Annotated in this window: 13 protein-coding genes; 6 read left to right on the top strand and 7 right to left on the bottom strand. The window is 34.8% G+C overall.

Annotation, left to right across the window (positions count from 1 at the left end; all coding sequences use genetic code 11):
* Positions 1 to 2: 2 nt before the first annotated feature.
* Complete coding sequence (gene murA / locus PUH65_RS04545; protein WP_305518591.1) at positions 3 to 1,310, top strand: UDP-N-acetylglucosamine 1-carboxyvinyltransferase; 1,308 nt, start codon at positions 3 to 5, stop codon at positions 1,308 to 1,310.
* Positions 1,311 to 1,392: 82 nt separating this feature from the next.
* Here murA and PUH65_RS04540 read toward each other — a convergent pair whose 3' ends face one another.
* Positions 1,393 to 2,049, bottom strand: coding sequence for a GDSL-type esterase/lipase family protein (locus tag PUH65_RS04540; protein ID WP_305518590.1), 657 nt, complete (start codon positions 2,047 to 2,049; stop codon positions 1,393 to 1,395).
* A 593-nt stretch (positions 2,050 to 2,642) separates the two neighbouring features.
* Between PUH65_RS04540 and PUH65_RS04535 the strand changes: the two genes are divergently transcribed.
* Positions 2,643 to 4,337, top strand: a complete 1,695-nt coding sequence (locus PUH65_RS04535; protein ID WP_305518589.1) for a tetratricopeptide repeat protein — start codon at positions 2,643 to 2,645, stop codon at positions 4,335 to 4,337.
* Positions 4,338 to 4,399: 62 nt separating this feature from the next.
* Here PUH65_RS04535 and ahcY read toward each other — a convergent pair whose 3' ends face one another.
* On the bottom strand, positions 4,400 to 5,713 hold the full coding sequence (ahcY, locus tag PUH65_RS04530) for an adenosylhomocysteinase (protein WP_305518587.1): 1,314 nt from the start codon (positions 5,711 to 5,713) through the stop codon (positions 4,400 to 4,402).
* A gap of 180 nt (positions 5,714 to 5,893) precedes the next feature.
* Here ahcY and PUH65_RS04525 point away from each other — a divergent pair, with 180 nt between their 5' ends.
* Entirely contained in the window at positions 5,894 to 6,505 is a 612-nt protein-coding gene (locus tag PUH65_RS04525; RefSeq protein ID WP_305518586.1) for a 4'-phosphopantetheinyl transferase superfamily protein, read from the top strand.
* Here the strand turns inward: PUH65_RS04525 and PUH65_RS04520 are convergent.
* The 3 genes from PUH65_RS04520 to porU all read right to left on the bottom strand — a co-directional run bounded on the left by PUH65_RS04520 (position 6,481) and on the right by porU (position 13,863).
* On the bottom strand, positions 6,481 to 8,742 hold the full coding sequence (locus PUH65_RS04520) for an FUSC family membrane protein (protein WP_305518585.1): 2,262 nt from the start codon (positions 8,740 to 8,742) through the stop codon (positions 6,481 to 6,483). The genes PUH65_RS04525 and PUH65_RS04520 overlap by 25 nt on opposite strands.
* A 77-nt stretch (positions 8,743 to 8,819) precedes the next feature.
* The gene (gene porV / locus PUH65_RS04515; RefSeq protein WP_305518583.1) at positions 8,820 to 9,944 is read right to left on the bottom strand and encodes a type IX secretion system outer membrane channel protein PorV; all 1,125 of its coding nucleotides are present in this window, start codon (positions 9,942 to 9,944) and stop codon (positions 8,820 to 8,822) included.
* Positions 9,945 to 9,969: 25 nt separating this feature from the next.
* Positions 9,970 to 13,863: a type IX secretion system sortase PorU gene (porU, locus tag PUH65_RS04510; protein WP_305518582.1), complete on the bottom strand. Its 3,894-nt coding sequence runs from the start codon at positions 13,861 to 13,863 to the stop codon at positions 9,970 to 9,972.
* Positions 13,864 to 14,023: 160 nt separating this feature from the next.
* Here porU and gldJ point away from each other — a divergent pair, with 160 nt between their 5' ends.
* Both gldJ and murF read left to right on the top strand, forming a co-directional pair.
* Positions 14,024 to 15,631 carry a gliding motility lipoprotein GldJ gene (gene gldJ / locus PUH65_RS04505; protein ID WP_305518581.1) on the top strand — a complete coding sequence of 536 codons (1,608 nt, stop codon included), beginning with the start codon at positions 14,024 to 14,026 and terminating at the stop codon, positions 15,629 to 15,631.
* Between the two features lie 64 nt (positions 15,632 to 15,695).
* On the top strand, positions 15,696 to 16,970 hold the full coding sequence (gene murF, locus PUH65_RS04500) for a UDP-N-acetylmuramoyl-tripeptide--D-alanyl-D-alanine ligase (protein WP_305518580.1): 1,275 nt from the start codon (positions 15,696 to 15,698) through the stop codon (positions 16,968 to 16,970).
* Here the strand turns inward: murF and PUH65_RS04495 are convergent.
* Entirely contained in the window at positions 16,967 to 17,572 is a 606-nt protein-coding gene (locus PUH65_RS04495) for an NUDIX hydrolase (RefSeq protein WP_305518579.1), read from the bottom strand. The two genes, murF and PUH65_RS04495, sit on opposite strands and share 4 nt — an antisense overlap.
* A gap of 32 nt (positions 17,573 to 17,604) precedes the next feature.
* On the opposite strand from PUH65_RS04495, the gene PUH65_RS04490 reads away from it, so the two are divergent.
* Positions 17,605 to 17,991 (top strand): SRPBCC family protein, encoded by a 387-nt coding sequence (locus PUH65_RS04490; protein ID WP_305518578.1) that lies wholly within the window; start codon positions 17,605 to 17,607, stop codon positions 17,989 to 17,991.
* Between the two features lie 52 nt (positions 17,992 to 18,043).
* On the opposite strand, the gene PUH65_RS04485 is transcribed toward PUH65_RS04490, so the two are convergent.
* On the bottom strand, positions 18,044 to 18,739 hold the full coding sequence (locus PUH65_RS04485) for an ATP-binding cassette domain-containing protein (protein WP_305518577.1): 696 nt from the start codon (positions 18,737 to 18,739) through the stop codon (positions 18,044 to 18,046).
* Positions 18,740 to 18,819: the final 80 nt, after the last annotated feature.

The following is an 18,819-nucleotide window of genomic DNA, read 5'->3' as shown; positions in this document are numbered from 1 at the left end:
GAATGAGCGGAAGTTTTCAAATTAAAGGAGGAAAGAAACTGCATGGCGAAATTACGCCACAAGGTGCTAAAAATGAAGCGCTTCAAATTCTATGTGCAGTGTTGCTGACGGATGAAGAAGTTCGTGTAAAGAATATTCCGGATATTCATGATGTAAATCGCCTGATTGAAATTCTGGAAGATTTCGGTGTTAAAATAACTAAAAACGGACATGGTGATTATTCTTTTCAAGCAGATGCAGTGAATTTCGATTATGTAAAATCGCAAGAATTCAAACAGGATGGGGCAAAACTTCGGGGTTCTGTAATGCTGCTTGGTCCCATGCTGGCCAGATATGGCGAAGCTTATATGCCAACTCCGGGTGGTGATAAAATCGGGAGACGCCGATTGGATACGCATTTCCAAGGATTGGTCGAATTGGGTGCAGAGTTTCATTATGACGAAAAAGAATATTTTTATACCTTAAAAGCAAAAGAGCTTCACGGTAAATTTATTCTGTTGGAAGAAGCTTCTGTAACAGGAACTGCAAATATTTTAATGGCTGCAGTTTTAGCGAAAGGAAAAACCAGAATTTACAATGCCGCATGTGAACCTTATCTTCAACAGTTGTGTAAAATGCTGAATAGAATGGGCGCTAATATTTCGGGGATTGGTTCTAATTTGTTGACCATAGAAGGTGTTGATCATTTGCATGGAACAGAACATACAATGCTTCCGGATATGGTTGAAATCGGCTCTTGGATTGGATTGGCTGCAATGACGAAATCTGAAATCACCATTAAAAACGTAAACTGGAAAGAACTTGGAGTGATTCCAAATACCTTTAAAAAATTAGGAATTCAGTTAGAAAAAAGAGGGGATGATATTTTCATTCCAGCACAAGAAAATTATAAGATTCAAAAGTTTATTGATGGATCGATTCTTACGGTTTCAGATGCGCCGTGGCCTGGTTTCACACCCGATTTACTTTCGATTATTTTGGTTGTTGCCACTCAAGCAAAAGGAACAGTACTTATTCATCAGAAAATGTTTGAATCCCGTTTGTTCTTTGTAGATAAATTAATTGATATGGGTGCGCAGATTATTTTGTGTGATCCGCACAGAGCGACAGTGGTGGGTCTAAATCACGAATACCCGCTACGGGGAACAACCATGGTTTCGCCAGATATTAGAGCAGGAAATGCACTTTTAATTGCAGCGCTCTCGGCAGAAGGAACTTCGGTTATTCATAATATTGAACAAATCGATCGAGGTTATGAAAATATCGATGGAAGATTGAAAGCTATTGGTGCTGACATTGAAAGAATTTAATGCTAAAAATATAGAGCAATCGGCTTATAATAAAAGCCATCTTCAGAAGAAGATGGCTTTTATTATTTAAAAATGCTGATGTTTATTTTAAATAAGGGTTCATTTCTTTAGCCCAAATTTCATAACCATTTGGTTTCATATGAAGCATATCTTCTAAAAATAGATCTTTTCGAGTAAGACCATTTTTATCGTTCATTCCTTTGGTAATATCAATATATTCCGCATTTTTTTTCCTATTCATAAACTTTTTAATCAATGAGTTTGTAGCGATGAACTGCGGCCACAACTTCTCCCGACTTGGCGACAACTTAATGGAAACATAATCAACCGGAATGTTCGGATAATACTTTCTAATTTCTGCATAGAAATGTTTGTAACGATTAAAAACCTGTTTGGCAGTAAGTTTTTCATTAGCAGCGAAATCATTTTCACCACAATAAATGATGATTTGTTTTGGGGAATAAGGTTTTAAAAGTTCATCTGAATAAAAATTGAGATTATATAAACTTGAACCACCAAATGCACGGTTAACAATTACCTTTCCCGGAAAATAATCTCCCACATCCTTCCACATTGTAAAAGATGAACTGCCGAGTAGAAGGATTGCATCTTTTTGTGGCGGATTTTCTTTATTGATTTGTTTAAAATGTTCGATGTCATTCCAAAAAGCAGGTTTGTCTTGCGCATTGAAAAGAAAAACAACAAAAAGAGTAACTACTAGAGCGAAGGTCTTTTTCATAAATTTAATTTTGGATCTTTTTTTAAGTCTTAATCGAATATAGATCATATTTCTAACAAATTTACAAAACTGTATTAGGTTCTGGGTAAAGAATCGAGAAAAAGAAATAGCATGAGAAAAATAAATTCCTGAAGTCGAATAAACTTGTAATTAAAAACTCCTTTAAATTGTAGTTAAAGGAGTTTAATCATTTGTGTTTTTAGAATCTCTCAATTTGTAATCATTTTAAATGATATCAAATTTTATTCTGCTTAATTTGTGTTAGGGCAAATGTATTACAATGGGAAAAGTAAAACGAATTTCTGGGGTGGACAAAGGGTGGACAAATTTCATAGCGAAATTATGATCCAGTTAAAAGTTTTAAAAACTTGATAAAGAGTGTTTTGTGTTAAGTGCCTGTTTTTTTTCCTCGTTCATTTTTTTTTAAATTAACTCTTTAATTTAAAACTTTAAATAAGTTACCCATCTAAATTTTTATTTAATGTGATTTTACATCGATGAAAGCGGTGTTTAACCTTATAAAATGGTATCTTTCCAGGCTGTAATTATTTGATCCTATGGATAAAAATTATTTTCTGACTTCACTTTTTTTAATGTTTCCTTTTTTCTTGCAAGCGCAAGAGATTCGGTTAAGTTCATCTTCTACTACCAATATGGAGTGGGAGAGTATTATTAATGACTTTCAAAATATTAAAGGTGATACTGTAGCCGCAAAAGTATTTTTAAAACCACTCAAAGATCGTAACTCAAAAAACGATCAATTTGTTTATAATGTGTTATTAGCGAGTGCTTATGCGAAAAATTTTGATGGAATTAATACGAAAAGCGATAATCTCTATAGCCACTCTATACGTAAAGGTGAAAAAATAAAAAATGATTATTTAGAAATTTGGGCAATCTTAAGTTATGGAGATTATTTGTATAAATTCCGACAAATGACCAAAGCCTTGCCGATTTATATTTTGGGAATCGATAAAATTGAAGAGGTTGACCCGAAGCAGATGTTATTTGCCGCAGAATCTTTTACTAAAATTGGTTTTTATATGGGAACCATTGGTGATAATTTGGAAGCCATCAAGTATTTGAAAAAAGCAAATGAATATGCCAAATCCGGAACAAGTGAAGCCGCAAAAATAAAAGACAATTTGGGTTTTTACTATTTCAAAATTGGCGATTTAGGTAATGCGGAACAATATTTTAAAGAGGCTTCGCAAATTGCAAAATCAATTGGTGATGAGATTAGATATGCAAAAACATTGGGGAATTTGGCTCTAATTCATGAAAGAAATGGTGAGTTTACAGAGGCTATTAAATTGCTTCTTGAAGATATTAAAATTTCTGAGCAGTATAAAAGTGAACAAAATACCATGTTTGCTTATACCGAACTTACCAGATTATTAATCGCAAACAACCAGATTAAAGAAGCCAAAGAAAGTGCGAAAAAAGCAGATGAAATTGCGAAATCAAGATCTTATTTCAAAATTAATGAACTCGAAATTTTAAAATTGAAATTGAATATTTTAAATATTGAGCAAAAAGAAGATGAAGAGTTAGAGGTGAGAAGAAGAATAGGGGTTTTGGAAGACTCTCTCAATAAAACCGAAGGTATACTTCCGCTGAATCAAGCAAACTGGATGTTGCAAAAAAGAAAATATCAACAAAATATTGAGGACACCAAAAAGCAACTTTCAGCAGCGTCTTTTTTGAAAAATCTGATTTTTGCAATCTCTGGTATTTTAATTCTATTTGTATTTTTAATGTTTATTAATTCAAAAAAAAGGGAGAAGAAGAAAAAAATTCAGACCGAAAGAAAGATTATTGAATATGAAAACGCCAAACTAAGAAACGAACAGAAATTACTGGATGCGACGCGAACTTTAGATGCGCAAATTGATTTCTTGAAGGAGAAAAATATACAGATCCAAAAACTTCATTCTGAAATTCAAACGATCAAAGAATCTAAATCTTCAACCACTGAAAAAGATCACGGCAAACTTGATGAAATTCTGAAATCACATTTGATGACCGAAGAAAACTGGTTGAGTTTTAAGCGGGAATTTAAAAAGGAACATTCTGTGTTTTATAACACACTGCAGGAAAGTTTTCCCGAAATTACTGATTCTAATCTTCGAATCATTTTGTTGCAGAAATTAGGATTCAGCAATTCTGAAATCTCCGGACTTTTGGGAATAACCGTAGATGCGGTGAAGAAATCGAAACAGCGACTGAAGCATAAACTTGGCGAAAAATATGATCTTCTCTTTAACATGATTGTCTCTGAAAATTAAATAAAAAAGAACGCTCTGAAAATTCAGAGCGTTCTTTGTATCTTAAAACTGGAAATCAGTTTTTAGTATCTGTAATATTCTGGTTTGAAAGGTCCTTCAACCGGTACACCAATATATTTTGCTTGCTCTTCTGATAAAGTTTCTAATTCTACTCCTAATTTTTTAAGGTGTAAAAAAGCAACTTTCTCATCTAAATGTTTTGGTAACATATAAACCTCGTTTCCGTAGGCTGCTGAATTGGTCCACAATTCGATTTGTGCCAAAGTTTGGTTTGCAAATGAATTACTCATTACAAAACTTGGGTGTCCTGTTGCACAACCAAGGTTGACCAAACGACCTTCTGCTAAAATAATGATTTCTTTTCCGTCAATTGTGTAAACGTCAACTTGTGGTTTTACTTCATATTTGGTATCGCCATAATTTGCATTTAACCAAGCCATATCCAATTCATTATCGAAGTGACCGATATTACAAACTACCGTTTTATCTTTCATTTTTTTGAAATGTTCTCCTTTAACAATGTTAAAGTTACCTGTTGTTGTAATAATGATATCTGCATTTGCTACTACGGTATCCAGTTTTTTAACTTCAAAACCATCCATTGCTGCTTGCAATGCACAGATTGGGTCAATTTCAGTAACGGTAACAATTGAACCAGCACCTTTGAAAGAAGCCGCAGTCCCTTTACCAACATCACCGTAACCACAAACTACCACTCTTTTACCAGCCAACATTAAATCAGTTGCTCTTCTCACTGCATCTACTGCAGATTCTCTACAACCGTATTTGTTATCGAATTTTGATTTTGTTACTGAATCATTTACGTTGATTGCAGGCATCACCAAAGTTCCGTTTTGCATTCTTTCGTATAATCTGTGAACTCCAGTTGTTGTTTCTTCTGAAAGTCCTCTAATTCCTGCAGTTAATTCCGGATATTTATCGAAAACTAAGTTGGTTAAATCACCACCATCATCTAAGATTAGGTTTAATGGTTTTCTGTCTTCACCAAAAAATACAGTTTGTTTAATACACCATTCGAATTCCTCTTCGGTCATTCCTTTCCAAGCGTAAACCGGGATTCCGGCAGCAGCGATTGCAGCAGCAGCGTGATCTTGAGTTGAGAAAATATTACAAGAAGACCAGGTAACATCTGCACCAAGCGCAACCAAAGTTTCAATTAAAACCGCAGTTTGAATCGTCATGTGAAGACAACCCGCGATTCTTGCTCCTTTCAATGGTTGAGAAGGACCGTATTCTTCACGAATCGACATTAGGCCTGGCATTTCTGCTTCGGCTAATTTAATTTCTTTTCTACCGTAATCGGCTAATGAGATATCCTTAACTTTATAAGGAATGTATTGTGTTGTAGTATCCATCTAATAAAATAAATTTGGCGCAAAGATACGAAATGTCTTTCTTTAAATTTAAATCATTTATGAAATAGAAGTTATCTTTTTCATCTATTGCCTTTTACTGGATTTAAATATCCCTAAAAGTAAAAATTGATTATTTGTTTATTTGAAGAATTGTGTAATTTTACCTGATAACAATTTTCAATGCCACTTTACAGAGATTTTTCAGATGACAAAGCGACTATTCTTCTATGGAAATATGATGAAGCGGAAGAGTTGAACCCTGAACTTTTAATTGAAAAAGAAAATTTAGAGAAGATCAAAGATTATCATCCGACCAAATTGAAGGAAACACTTTTGATTCGGAAAATACTGAAATCTGTTCTGCCCGATCATAAAATTCTATATAAAGGGAGAGTGCCTTATTTATCGCCAAATGATCATGAAATCTCAGTGACGCATTCTTTTCCCTTTGCGGCCTTAGCGATTTCTAAAAATAAAGTGGGAATTGATATCGAACCTTTTAATACAAAAATTTCCCGAATTCAACATAAATTCCTACGCGAAGAGGAGAGTGGTTTTATCGAAAAAAATAAAGAAGTTGCTTATCTGACTGTGATTTGGTCGTTGAAAGAAAGTATGTACAAAATTCATCATTCCAATTATTGGTCCTTGAAAAAACATTACGAAGTAAAACCGTTCAGTTTAGATTTTCCTTTTAATATTCAATGCAGAGTGCATGATGACAAGGTTTCTGATTTATATAAAGCCCGCGTAGAATTTTTCGAGAATTACTGTTTCACAATTGTGGACTGAATATCTGGTTCTAAATTTTCTACGACTTTTCGTTGCTCTCTTGCTACATCATAAATCAATTCCAGAATCTCCTTTAAATTTTTCAGTTCGGTTAAATGGGTGATTCTGCCCGGATCGCGTCGGTCGAAAAACTCATTTTCCTGCAACTCTTTTTTTCTTTTTTCGAGAAGGGTTTCTACAGAATCTTCCGGTTCTATTTTGCTTTCCTGTAAAATACTTTGATGAAGATTTTTCTGATTTAAAATTAATTTCGTTCGCACTAATTCTGCAGAAATCTTTAAATCCCAACCATTAAAATCAATTTCCGGATAATGTTTGTCGGTTTCTGAATATTGAGAAAATGAAGCGATATACGCTGTAATTAAGTGCGATGTGATGACAAACTGATGCAGATGTTCTAATTTTTTCTGTTGATTTTTCGGGTCAGAAATCATTCGCTGAAAATTATCAGAAAGATTGGCCAAGTCAATCACAGCCGCTTTTCTTTTAAGTTTATAATCTTGAATCCCGATATTTTCATCTTTAAAAAAAGCCATTGCAGCCGAAAAATATTTAAAATTACTCTCTGCAGATTTTTTCATAAAATCCAGATTATGGGTATGCTCCCAAACCGGTAAAACAAAATAGGAAACAACAAAAGCAACCACACCTGCGATAACGGTATCCAGAATTCGATCTTTAAAAATAGTATTTAAATTTCCTGGATTTAAAATATTAAAGGCAAGAAAAATATAGATCGTCATGAAAAATACGGCCACTGAATAGTTTGATTTCAGGAAAGCAAAACACAGGACCATGGCCGACATGAAAAGTACAAACAGCACATTCTCAAAAGGGATGAAATACAGGATTGCGTAGGCGACCAAGGCACCTGCTACCGTCCCATATAACCGTAAGAGATTCCTGTGTTTTGTGGTGGCATAGGCTGGTTTCAAAATCGCTACAATCGTGATAAATATCCAGTAAGAATGACCAATACCTAAAAACTGAAGTTGTGAAATAAAGTAACCAACAACTAAAGCAACGGTGATCCGAATTGCGTGCCGGAAGTGCGATGACTGCAAAGAAAAATTGGTAAGAAATATTTTGCTGTTAAGTTTCTCCTCGTCGGTCACAAATTTTTCAACGTCAAGTCCGGTTGAAAGACTTTTGGCCATTTTTAGATTTTGGCTGAAAACCTTGTATATGGTTTTGATTTCATCTGATATTACGGTGATTCTATTCAGGATTAAGCGAAGCGTCATAAAATCTTCCAGCGTGTCAGGCGTTAGTTTGCTGTTTCGCAAATCAAAATAATCGGTGTATATTTTTTCGAGAGATTCGTCGATATTGCGAATTGGTTTTGCTTTGGTTCCGCTTTGCAGTGCAATTCCGATGTTGCTCATTTCTTCGGAAAGCATCTGCAGATAATCTCCTAATGAGTGTAAAAATTCGGTCGCACCAAAATTTTCCTGAACCTTTCGGTAATCACTTTCCGAAGTCATCAGTTTTTCGTGCAGATCAATAGAATTAAGAAACATCAGCATCAGCAATCTGCTCGTAGTCGTAGATTCGTTTACGATTTTTCTTGTTTTAAAAACAGTTTCCCGTGTTTCTTCCTGAAGATTTTTGATTGAAATCTGTTTGGTAATAATCTGTGAATAAAGGCTGTCAAAATTGGGATCCTTTAAATAAAATTTGGATTTCAGGGAAAGGTATTTTGCGAGTTCAAGATAATTTTCACCAATCATCTGGCCCGCCAATTTGTAGGGCTGTATTTTAGAGACAATAAGAAAAATGAGAAAGTAACACATTGAACCTGCAAGAAAAATCAACGAACTTTTTAGGATATGATCTCCGGTCAAATGGCCATCAATAAAAATCGCCAAAACTACCAAAGATAAAGAACCAACTGCAGCCAACCGTTGGCCATAAACGCCGATCATGGTAAAGAAAATACTGAAAATAATAATTTCAGGATATATTAAAATTGGAAAGTTTTTTAGAAAACTGGCAACAAGTGAGATCAGGAAAAAAGAGATAATTGCCAAAATTAAAGCATTTCTCCTACGGATGAAAGGTCCGGGTTGATCCGTAAGCCCGACAAAACTGGTGGCGAGCGGAAAGAGAAAAAACTCCTTTAGTAAACCAAAATGAGCCAGAATTACACTGGGTAAAACAATGGCCAACGAAATACGTATCGCCGAGGAAATTGCCTGGCTGGTTGCAAATTTTTTTAATTCGGTTGCGTAATTCATTTTACAAATTTAAACTTTTAAGGTCAAAAAAAAAGCCTCAAAATGTTTGAGGCTCTATATTTTGAATTAAGTTATTATTAGTAATCCTGTGCGTTAGAAGATTCTTCGCCAATATTCCAAGTTAATCCAAATCTTAAAGTATTATCCAGAGCAGAATTAATTTTTGAAGTATTGATCAGGTAAGACATGTCAAGACCGAAAGACTGGTATTTTAAACCAACTCCAACTGTTGCATATTGTCTACCACCTTGCTCTACACTTTCATGGAAATAACCACCTCTTACTGCAAATGCGTTGTCATATTCATATTCGACAGCGCCACTGAACATCATGCTTTTTTCATTGCTGAATGATTTTCCAATTCCTTCCATTACTCCAACATTCGGAACATTTCCAGTTGCGTCCGGACCCGGAACTAAAAGTTTTGATGCTTCGAAGTTCACACCAACTCTGTTTAAATCATCCAGGAATAAATCATATCCTGCACCTAATTTTGCCATAGTTGGAAGGTAAGATCTAGATTCGTCGTCACCGGTGTAATCTAATCTAGGACCTAAGTTTTGAATCGCAAAACCTCCTTTTACGCGACCTTCAAAATCATTGATGCTGGTATGTTTTTCTGATTGAAAATATCCTGAAACATCAACTGCAAAAGAGTTTGCTGCTTTAAGTGTATTGTCAGAGTTGAATCCTCCAGACAAATCAGAACGGATAAATCGACCGGTAACCGCCATGGAGTAGTAGTCTGAAAGTTTTAAGCCATATGCAATATCGATTGAGAATTCATTTGGTTTTGCCGTACCTTCCTGCACAACTTCTGATCCTACTAATTTTGTAAGATCGACCGATCCCATGTTGAAATAGTAAATACTTGCAGAAATAGTCGCTCTTTCTTCATCTCCCAAAAACTGGTGATAAGCACCGTAAAGTAAAAACACATCGTTGGTTAATTTACTCATGTAAGGCGTATAGTTGATCCCGATTGCAGAAGTAGTTTTGCTGAAAGGATATTTCGCTGCGTTCCAAAATTGCGAAAAAGCGTCGGTTGTTGTAGCAACACCCTGATCACCCATTCCTCCTGCTCTTGCATCAGGCGATATTCTCAGGAACGGTGCGCCGGTTAAGACTGGCTGAATCTGCGAATAAGCCGCAACACTCATTCCTAATCCTAATCCTAAAAATAGTTTTTTAGTCAATGTCATAAAGTAAATTTTTTATCGTTATTTATTATTTTAATAATACCATTTTTTCTACCGCAGTCGCGCTTCCTTTGCATTTATCTTGGTTCTGGCTGCGTGCAAAAATTTTAAATATATAAGTCCCTTTTCCAACGGCATCGCCGAAATCATCATTTCCATCCCACTCAATCGCCGTTCTCGGTGTTCTGAAGCCTTGCAAGAAAGGTTCAGCAGTTACTGTCGTACTCAGCGTTCTTACCAGTTTTCCAGTGATGGTGTAAATCTGAACATTCACATCTAAAACATCATCACAATTATGTTCAAACTGAACATACGTTTTATTGGTAAAAGGATTTGGCCAATTTAACAATTTTTTAACAATTAAATTTTGATCGCTTTCGTCCTTAACTATAAAGTTTAACGTGGCAGTCGTTGAATTATTGTTAATGTCCCAAACTTTAAATGTTAATTGATGTTCACCAGGTGTTAAATTTCTGAAAGGGTAAGTTATGTTTCCTTTTTGATAATCTGCCAATGATGGATTTGTACAACCGTTTCCTTCACCAGAGAAATAGAAATCATTGAGCACAACCGTGTCGATAATTTTACCGTCTAGGATTACTGTAATATCGTGACCAATTCCCGAACCTGTAGAGTTAATTCCTTTGTCATCTGTTACGCAAGCCAAAAGCAGCGGGTTTTGATCGGTAATTCCACCATCTGCAAAATTGGTATTGTTCATGTATAATTTTACTTTCGGTGCCTCGTTGTCAGTAATTCCGTCTGGGTTTATTCCACCAATAGATTGCGTTTGATTCTCGAAAACATCGAAAACTTTGTTATCTGCATAAACCAAAATTCTGCCTGTTCCCGTTTCGTAATTAATGTCTTTTGGTACATAAAACTCTACTGAAAATACGCCGTTTACTGCAACACCGGAAGATTTCACAATCGGACTGCCTTCCTCGGTGTAAGTAAGCACTGGATTCATTTTTGGCATTCCGTCGTTGTTAAGTGTTTTTTTTGTCAGTCGCTTATCAAAAATGTTAACAGCAACTCTTCCATTAAAGTTTTCATCAATACTTCCGTCGGCTTTTGTAACGTGACCTTTTACTTTTACAAAATCTAAAGCCCGAAGTTGAGCCTGATCTGGAGATTCAATTTGATCGATTTTAATTAATCTTTTCGGACGGCTTAATTTCGTTGCAGGATCTCCCAGGAAGTTTACCTTTAAGTGATCGCTGTACGGTCCTTTTTGAATTTTGGCTTTTAAGAAAGCATCACCTAAATTTAAAAAATCATCATTAACCAATTCGAAAAGGTTTCTGGTAAAAATAGTTGTAAAGTCCTCACCATATCCAACGCCAATTGCTCTACTTGAAGTAATCATGGTTGAAGCGCCACCTTGTTTTGATTTCATCACTTGTTCTCCGGCAGAAAAAGTTCCCGGATCATCCCATAATGTAAATTCACAAGTTATGGTAGAAACTAATGGAAAACGGGAATAGATATTATTATAATTATTAAAATTCTGGATCTGATCAATCGTTAAAACCCGCTCCTGAGCCCAACCATTAATACCACCATGACCGAAATAGAAGAGATATAGACTATTGCCGACATCATTTGAAATCGCTTGATTTACTTGCGGGTATCTTTGTCCTCCTGCAGAAGTTTGCGCTGTAAAAGCATCTAAATAGAGTTTGCGGATATTATATTCTTTTCTTATAGTTCCCGTTTCAAAAACATTAAATAAGGAGGCATTCATCGTGTTGTGGAAAGGGAATTGATTATCGGCATCGTCATCAACCACGAAATCCATTTTCATTCGCCATTCCCCAAATGGAGTAGACTGTCCTGGAAGTGCGTTGTTATAAGCCAGTGTTTTGTCAATCAATAATTTTGCTTCTGTAACATTTGCTGCTGGTAGTCTACCAACAGGGAAGTTTGGTAAAGTAGCCGAAACTGTAACGGCTCCTAAATTCTGTGGACTGGTCATCGCGAAATAATCATCGGTAACAAAGGAATCAGAGTAATTGCTACTTTCTTCACTTTGGTAACTTGGCACTACAGAAGATCCAGGGTGATTTTTACCTTTGAAATCATAGGAAGTATCTCCCAAAATAAAAAGATATTTCAACTTACCAGCGGACGTATTAAGGCGGGTTGCAAAATCTCGGAAAGCAGTAATGTCTTTACCGCCGCTGCTGAATTCGTTATAAATTTTGTTAATATCAACGACAGCGACGGTGTATTTAGTTTGATAATAATTGGCAAGGCGTTGTGCTTGTCCCATCATTTCCGGAACAGTAATCATGAGATAATCGATGTTTTGCAAACCTGCTAAATCTTGGTTTTCAATTTTACCCACAAAAGTTGGGGCAAACGCTTCATTACTTTTAAAAGCAACGAATTCATTATAAAATTCATTACTGTTCGCAAGATAACCAAAATTAAAAGTAGAAGAATTTCCAGATTTGTTTACCTTTTTAACGACATTGGTAACATCAGAAACCTGCCAAACTTGCTCTACTGATGAAGCATCCGTCAAACTAAAAGTATAGATGTTATTGCTTCGCTCTTCGATTGCATAACTTCTAAAATTCATTTGGCTATTATTGAATTTTAAATCCTCTTTATATTGAACTTCGGCATAATCAAAGTAAAATTTTCCGTTAGGATTGCTTCCTGTGTTTGGTGCATAATTAAAAGAGAATTGGTTGCCAGAGAAATTGGTTTGTGTACCATTATAAACGATAGGCAAATATTCTCTTTTATCATCTGCCGACACAGTAAAAGTTGCTGGGTTGGTGTTATTAATATTAACAACGATTTTATTTCCCTGCGACTGATAAGCAATAAACCGTGATCGGTACGTAATTACATCCGTGGGTTGAATTGGAGACTTGGTGGTGAAAGTGATTGTTTTATTATCGGTAAAAGCATCTCCTGTCCAGATTCTACCAACTTTCATCAGATTAAATTTCTCTTCATTAATGAATTGAAAATCATCATAACGAGATATTATTGTTGAGTTCACCGATTGATCAATCTCTTGTATTCTTTTGCCGGGACCCGTATCAAAATTGATAAAATAATAAGAAAAATCGTCATAGATATTAACAAAGTTACTAGATTTGTCGGATCGTGTTTCAATTCTTCTATTTCCGCTGACAATATTGTTTTTGTAGATATTGAAACCGTTTGGTCCTTGCGCGTAGAAAAGAGCGTAATCGTCTTCGTTCCAAACACCATCATTTTCGCCCACAACCTGTATTGCATTTTCCTGCAAAGCACTGTAGCGTTGATCCAGATTATGTTCTGGCAGCATCAAACCGCCATTGCCATAGATTTTAAAATTTTTAGGATTAATGTTAGCAGGATTTATTCCGTTATCTCGAAGGAATTTTGCTGTGATCTTAAAAACTCCAGATTTGTCGACTTTAATTTTATAGAAATTGCCTTGCTTTAAAGGATTTTCGGAATCCCCTATTTTGCCAGCCCAATTTTTATTCTGCGCAACTTTTTCAGAATTAGTGATGGTAAAAGAACTTAATCGGTAAATTGATCCTTGTACGAATTTGAGAGTTGAAATACGAATGTTCGCACTTTTTTCATTGGTGTAAGGATTCGTATAATAACTTATTTCAGAATGATCTTCGGTCGGAAGATGATAATCACGGATGTCAAAAAGTTCCTTAGCACTAATTTTTTCCCAAACCAGATTAGAGATTTTTTGATCAACTCCTGAATACTTTTGTACAGAACGAAGAAAAATCCCGCCATCCTCATATGCGAAACCTATATTGGTGAAAAAAGGAACAGTGATTTTGTTGCTTCCATAGTCAATTACAGTGCTTTCTTTCCAATCTATTTTAATAGTTTGCGAGAATAAATTAGAGAGGGTAAGTAGAAATACTAAAAGAATTAAATTTCTTTTCATGTGCTTAAAAATTTGCCAACTACAAATTAAACGAAAATTATTAAATAATAATATGATACAATAAAATTAAGTTGTCAACGTTTACCAAAAAAGTCAATTTTTAATTTGATTATTAAATAATTTCTTTTTTCTTTGTACTTTGATAAATTCTATACTGACTATGAATAAACTAAGGTTGTTTACAATAATGGCATTAAGTTCCACACTCATTTTAATGAGTTGCGGCGGAGGCGGCAATTCCAAGAAGGGAGGTGGTACAAAGCGCTTTACAAGTAAAACAGGTTGGAAACCCAACGATCAAAAAGGTTGGTTCTTCACCGGAAAACAACAAAAACAGAAAGGGTGGCCAGGAATGGTTTATGTTGAAGGTGGGACTTTTACCATGGGATTGGTGAAGGATGATGTGATGCATGATTGGAATAATACTCCAAAAAGAATGCAGGTAAGCGCATTTTTCATCGGTGAAACAGAAATTACCAACTACGAATACCGAGAGTATGTTACATGGTTAAAATATGTTTTCCCTCCATCTGACCCAAGTTTTAAAGAAATTTATACTGGAGCACTTCCAGATACTTTGGTTTGGAATAATAAACTTTCTCGTAATGATTTTGCAGAAACCTATTTCCGTTCACCAGAATATGATTACTATCCAGTAGTTGGTGTTTCTTGGTTGCAAGCTTCTCGATACTGTGATTGGTTAACAGATCGTGCAAATGAAAAAGCATTAATGGAACAAGGTGTAATTTCTAAAGACTTATATACCAACGATTCTAATAATCAAGGAGCAAGTGCCTTTAACTTAGATAAATTTAAAGGGAATGATCCAGAAATGGAAGCATATATCAATAAGCAACGACTACAACAAAAAACAGGTATTAAAACCAAAAATGAAAGGCTTATTGCTGCAAACCGAAATGCAACGGCAGGTGTTGTAGAAAAATTCCGACTTCCAACTGAAGTAGAGTGGGAATTTGCTGCACTGGGAATGCAGAAAGAAAGAGAATATAACCTTTTTACAAGCAAAAAACCTGAAATTGATAAATTGAAAGGAAAGAAAGGTAGAGATCGTGGGATGTATTTGGAAAACTTTAAACAAGGAAGCGGAGATTATTCTGGTGTTCCAGGTTGGAAAAATGACGGATCGCCTACCACTGCAGATGTTAAAAAATATCCGTCTAATAATTTAGGTATATTTGGAATGTTTGGAAATGTTTCTGAGTGGACTGCAGATGTTTATAGACCTATTATCGATCAAGAGGCAAGTGACTTTAATTACTTTAGAGGAAATGTTTCTAAAGAAGTAATGAGAAATGCAGATGGAACTTTCAAGAAAATAGAAACTGCAAAATATGATACCCTTGCTGATGGACGTTTGGTTTACAGGGGTTTACCAGGTCAGTACGAAAGAGAAGTGGTTGCTGACAACAGAAACTTTAGAGATGGTGATTTCCAATCTTCACTAGATGCTGGTTATGGCCGTGCAGAAGACAGTTCTACGGTGGGTTATAATATGTATAATTCCAAAGACAAGAAATTTATTGTCGATGGAAGAGGTAGAGTAATTCTTCAGAAAGATAAAGTTTCCAGAACAACTGGTATTTCTAATGAAGTTAGAGTAATCAAAGGTGGTTCTTGGTTAGATGGAGCTTACTGGCTTGATCCGGGACAAAGAAGATACAGAGATGAAGGTAAAGCTTATGGCTGGGTTGGTTTCCGTGTCGCTCAAGATGCTAAATCAGCAGGTAAAGGCAGAACCAAAAGATAAAAATTTTAGTAAAATATTTTCCAAATCCTTCTGTAATTGCAGAAGGATTTTTTATTTTTGACCTATGAATGCAATTTCCTTTTATCCGCTTTTTTTAAAATGCGAAAAAGTTACCATCGACAGTAGAAACATTGAGAAAAACGATTTGTTTTTTGCTTTTTCTGGTGAATCATTTAATGCCGCAACATTGGCTGAAAATGCAATTGATATAGGAGCATTAGCGGTTATTGTAGAACAGAAAGAATTTGAAAATGAAAAACGAAATATTTTTTATGTTCCCTCAACTTTAAAATTCTTGCAGGATTTGGCTAAACACCATAGAAATCAACTCGAGATACCGATTATTGGTTTAACGGGTAGTAATGGTAAAACAACTACGAAAGAAATTATTCATGCAGTTCTATCGCAAAAATATTCTGTACAATATACTTTTGGAAACCTCAATAATCATATCGGCGTTCCCTTGACTTTGCTTTCGATTAAACCGCAACATGAGATTGCGGTAATTGAAATGGGTGCAAACCATCAGCAAGAGATTGAAATGCTTTGCGAGATTGCACAACCAAATTTCGGTTATATTACCAATTTTGGGAAAGCGCACCTGGAAGGATTCGGTGGTTTTGAAGGCGTGATTAAAGGAAAATCGGAATTGTATGATTATCTAAAAAATAACAATCAAACGATCTTGGTGAATGAAAATGATCCTATTCAAATTGAAAAGACCGAAGATTACGTGTCAAAAATTACTTTCGGCGCGACTACTTCTGATTATCAGTTTGAGGAATTTTCAAAAGATAATTTGGTGGGTTTAAGTTATCAGGGAAAGCAAGCATTATCGAAATTAACAGGGAATTATAACTTCACTAATCTGTGTGCTGCTGCGAGTTTGGGTTTTCATTTTGAGGTAGATTTTGATCAAATTAAAAGAGCCATTGAAAATTATCTGCCAACCAATATGCGATCGCAGGTTGTCGAAAAGAGTGGGAAAGTTTTTGTACTCGATACGTATAATGCAAATCCGAGTTCAATGACAGAATCTTTGAAAAACTTTAAAGAATTTCAGGGATCTAAAACAATCATTATTGGAGATATGTTGGAGTTGGGCGAGGAATCCGTAAAAGAACATCAGGCGATTCTTGCGTTGGCAAATGCTCTTAATTTTGATGAAATTATTACAGTCGGAAATGAATTTAAAAAAGTAAATAAGAATTCTAAATCTTTTGAAAATTCAAAGGAACTGTCAGAATATTTGAAATCAAATAAAATAGATTCTAAAAACATTTTGTTAAAAGCGTCTCGCGGAATTGCTTTAGAGCAAATTTTAGAGTTTATTGATTAATCTAAATTCCAGAAATCTTTTAAAATAAGTTTGATGTTTTCAAAAGTCATTGGGAAAACTTCAGACAGGATTTCCTTTTCATTTTTCCAGGAAACTTCCGAAATGCCTTCTTCTATTTGTGGAATTGGAGCCGAATTTCCAACATATGATATTTTAAACCAATAGGTAGTTTTCAGAATTTTTTCGCCATTTCTTTCGGTATAAATATGAAAAGTAGTGTTTAGAAATTCTTCTAAGATTAGTTCCTTCAGGCCTGTTTCTTCTTCTATTTCCCGCAAGGCCGCCTGTTCTAAAGATTCGCCTTTTTCTATTTTTCCTTTGGCTAAATCCCATTTTCCGATGCGGCGGATAAATAAAATTTCTTCTTTTTGATTACTCACAACTCCGCCAGCTGCTTCAATTACTTTAAACATTTGAGAAAAATCTTCCCAAATCTCTTGTAAATTATCACCATAAATATTAACTTCAGAACAAGACGTATTTTCCAAAAGATCTATTGCAATTTCTAAAGTAGAGGTACCTTCATATCTAAATCTCTTTTCGGTATTTTCTGGGTATTTAGTAATCGATAATTTTTTTTCATTCACAAAAACTTTATACATTTGCAACGTTTTAATAATACAAAAATATAAAAATGAATCTAGAAGGACGTAAGATAATCGTAAATAAATCGGGAAAAGAACTGGTTGAAATGTTAAACACACCAGAAGGATACCGAGAACTCATGCCCGATTCTTTACAGAGTTTCGAAGTTCGTGATCAAGGTTTTAAATTCAGTCTAAAAGGAATGCCAGAAATCGCTTTGGTAATTGAAGAAGTGACGGAAAATCAAGTGACTTTGAAATCTGCTAGTTCAAGTTTAGATTTTGCTTTAAAAGGAATGATGAATCCAGTTAATGAAAACCAAACTGAAGTTCAATTGCTTTTTGAAGGGAAATTTAATCCGTTTATTAAAATGATGGTTGAAAAACCTTTGAAAAACTTTATCGACGCTTTAACCGATAATATCGAAAAGATCTAAGAAATCAAATATATTGAAAAAGCCCTGAATATCTCATTCAGGGCTTTTGTATTTAATGAGTATACCTGGCGAATGCTTCTTCTAAACTGCTGTATTTGCCTTTAAACTCCTCAATATTGGAGTCTTGTATAATGTTGCCCTCGTGTATCAAAATGACGCGGGAACAGAGTGCTTCTACTTCCTGCATAATGTGTGTTGATAGAATTACCGTTTTTTCTTTCCCGATTTCTCTAATTACATTTCTGATTTCAATAATTTGATTCGGATCGAGTCCATTTGTTGGCTCATCTAAAATCAATAAATCTGGTGAATGTAAAATCGCCTGAGCCAAACCAACTCTTTGTTTGTATCCTTTTGAAAGTTGAGAAATCGTTTTTGTTTTTTCAGGTGTAATTCCAACCAGTTCGATTACTTCATCAATTCTTTCTTTTGAAACTTGATGAATATCTGCCACAAAACTCAAATATTCTTTTACATACATTTCATTGTAGAGTGGATTATTTTCTGGTAAAAAACCCATATTTTTTTTGGCTTCAATTTCATCTTCACGAATCTCCTTTCCATTAAAAAATATTTGTCCTTCATCAATTTTTACTGCGCCAACAATTGATTTCATTAATGTAGATTTCCCGGCACCATTTGGACCCAATAAGCCGATAATCTCAATCTTATTGATTTCAATATTAATATTGTTCAAAGCGGTTTGCAGGCCGAATTTTTTAGTAAGATTAATGATTTGTAGTGACATGAATTTTATTTAATGAAACGCAAATTTAGCAAATAGAAATTGATTTAGTTCTTATAAAAAAAACTTTTTGAAAACTACGT

The organism is Kaistella sp. SH40-3 (assembly GCF_030686865.1).
Classification (GTDB): domain Bacteria; phylum Bacteroidota; class Bacteroidia; order Flavobacteriales; family Weeksellaceae; genus Kaistella.
The sequence above is the reverse complement of the archived record's forward strand: the minus strand, read 5'-3'. Positions and strand labels throughout refer to the sequence as shown.

Excerpts from the sequence above, each read along its gene's own strand:
- murA (WP_305518591.1), top strand. The coding sequence starts at position 3 with ATGAGCGGAAGTTTTCAAATTAAAGGAGGAAAGAAACTGCATGGCGAA.
- PUH65_RS04540 (WP_305518590.1), bottom strand. The coding sequence starts at position 2,049 with ATGAAAAAGACCTTCGCTCTAGTAGTTACTCTTTTTGTTGTTTTTCTT.
- PUH65_RS04535 (WP_305518589.1), top strand. The coding sequence starts at position 2,643 with ATGTTTCCTTTTTTCTTGCAAGCGCAAGAGATTCGGTTAAGTTCATCT.
- ahcY (WP_305518587.1), bottom strand. The coding sequence starts at position 5,713 with ATGGATACTACAACACAATACATTCCTTATAAAGTTAAGGATATCTCA.
- PUH65_RS04525 (WP_305518586.1), top strand. The coding sequence starts at position 5,894 with ATGCCACTTTACAGAGATTTTTCAGATGACAAAGCGACTATTCTTCTA.
- PUH65_RS04520 (WP_305518585.1), bottom strand. The coding sequence starts at position 8,742 with ATGAATTACGCAACCGAATTAAAAAAATTTGCAACCAGCCAGGCAATT.
- porV (WP_305518583.1), bottom strand. The coding sequence starts at position 9,944 with ATGACATTGACTAAAAAACTATTTTTAGGATTAGGATTAGGAATGAGT.
- porU (WP_305518582.1), bottom strand. The coding sequence starts at position 13,863 with ATGAAAAGAAATTTAATTCTTTTAGTATTTCTACTTACCCTCTCTAAT.
- gldJ (WP_305518581.1), top strand. The coding sequence starts at position 14,024 with ATGAATAAACTAAGGTTGTTTACAATAATGGCATTAAGTTCCACACTC.
- murF (WP_305518580.1), top strand. The coding sequence starts at position 15,696 with ATGAATGCAATTTCCTTTTATCCGCTTTTTTTAAAATGCGAAAAAGTT.
- PUH65_RS04495 (WP_305518579.1), bottom strand. The coding sequence starts at position 17,572 with ATGTATAAAGTTTTTGTGAATGAAAAAAAATTATCGATTACTAAATAC.
- PUH65_RS04490 (WP_305518578.1), top strand. The coding sequence starts at position 17,605 with ATGAATCTAGAAGGACGTAAGATAATCGTAAATAAATCGGGAAAAGAA.
- PUH65_RS04485 (WP_305518577.1), bottom strand. The coding sequence starts at position 18,739 with ATGTCACTACAAATCATTAATCTTACTAAAAAATTCGGCCTGCAAACC.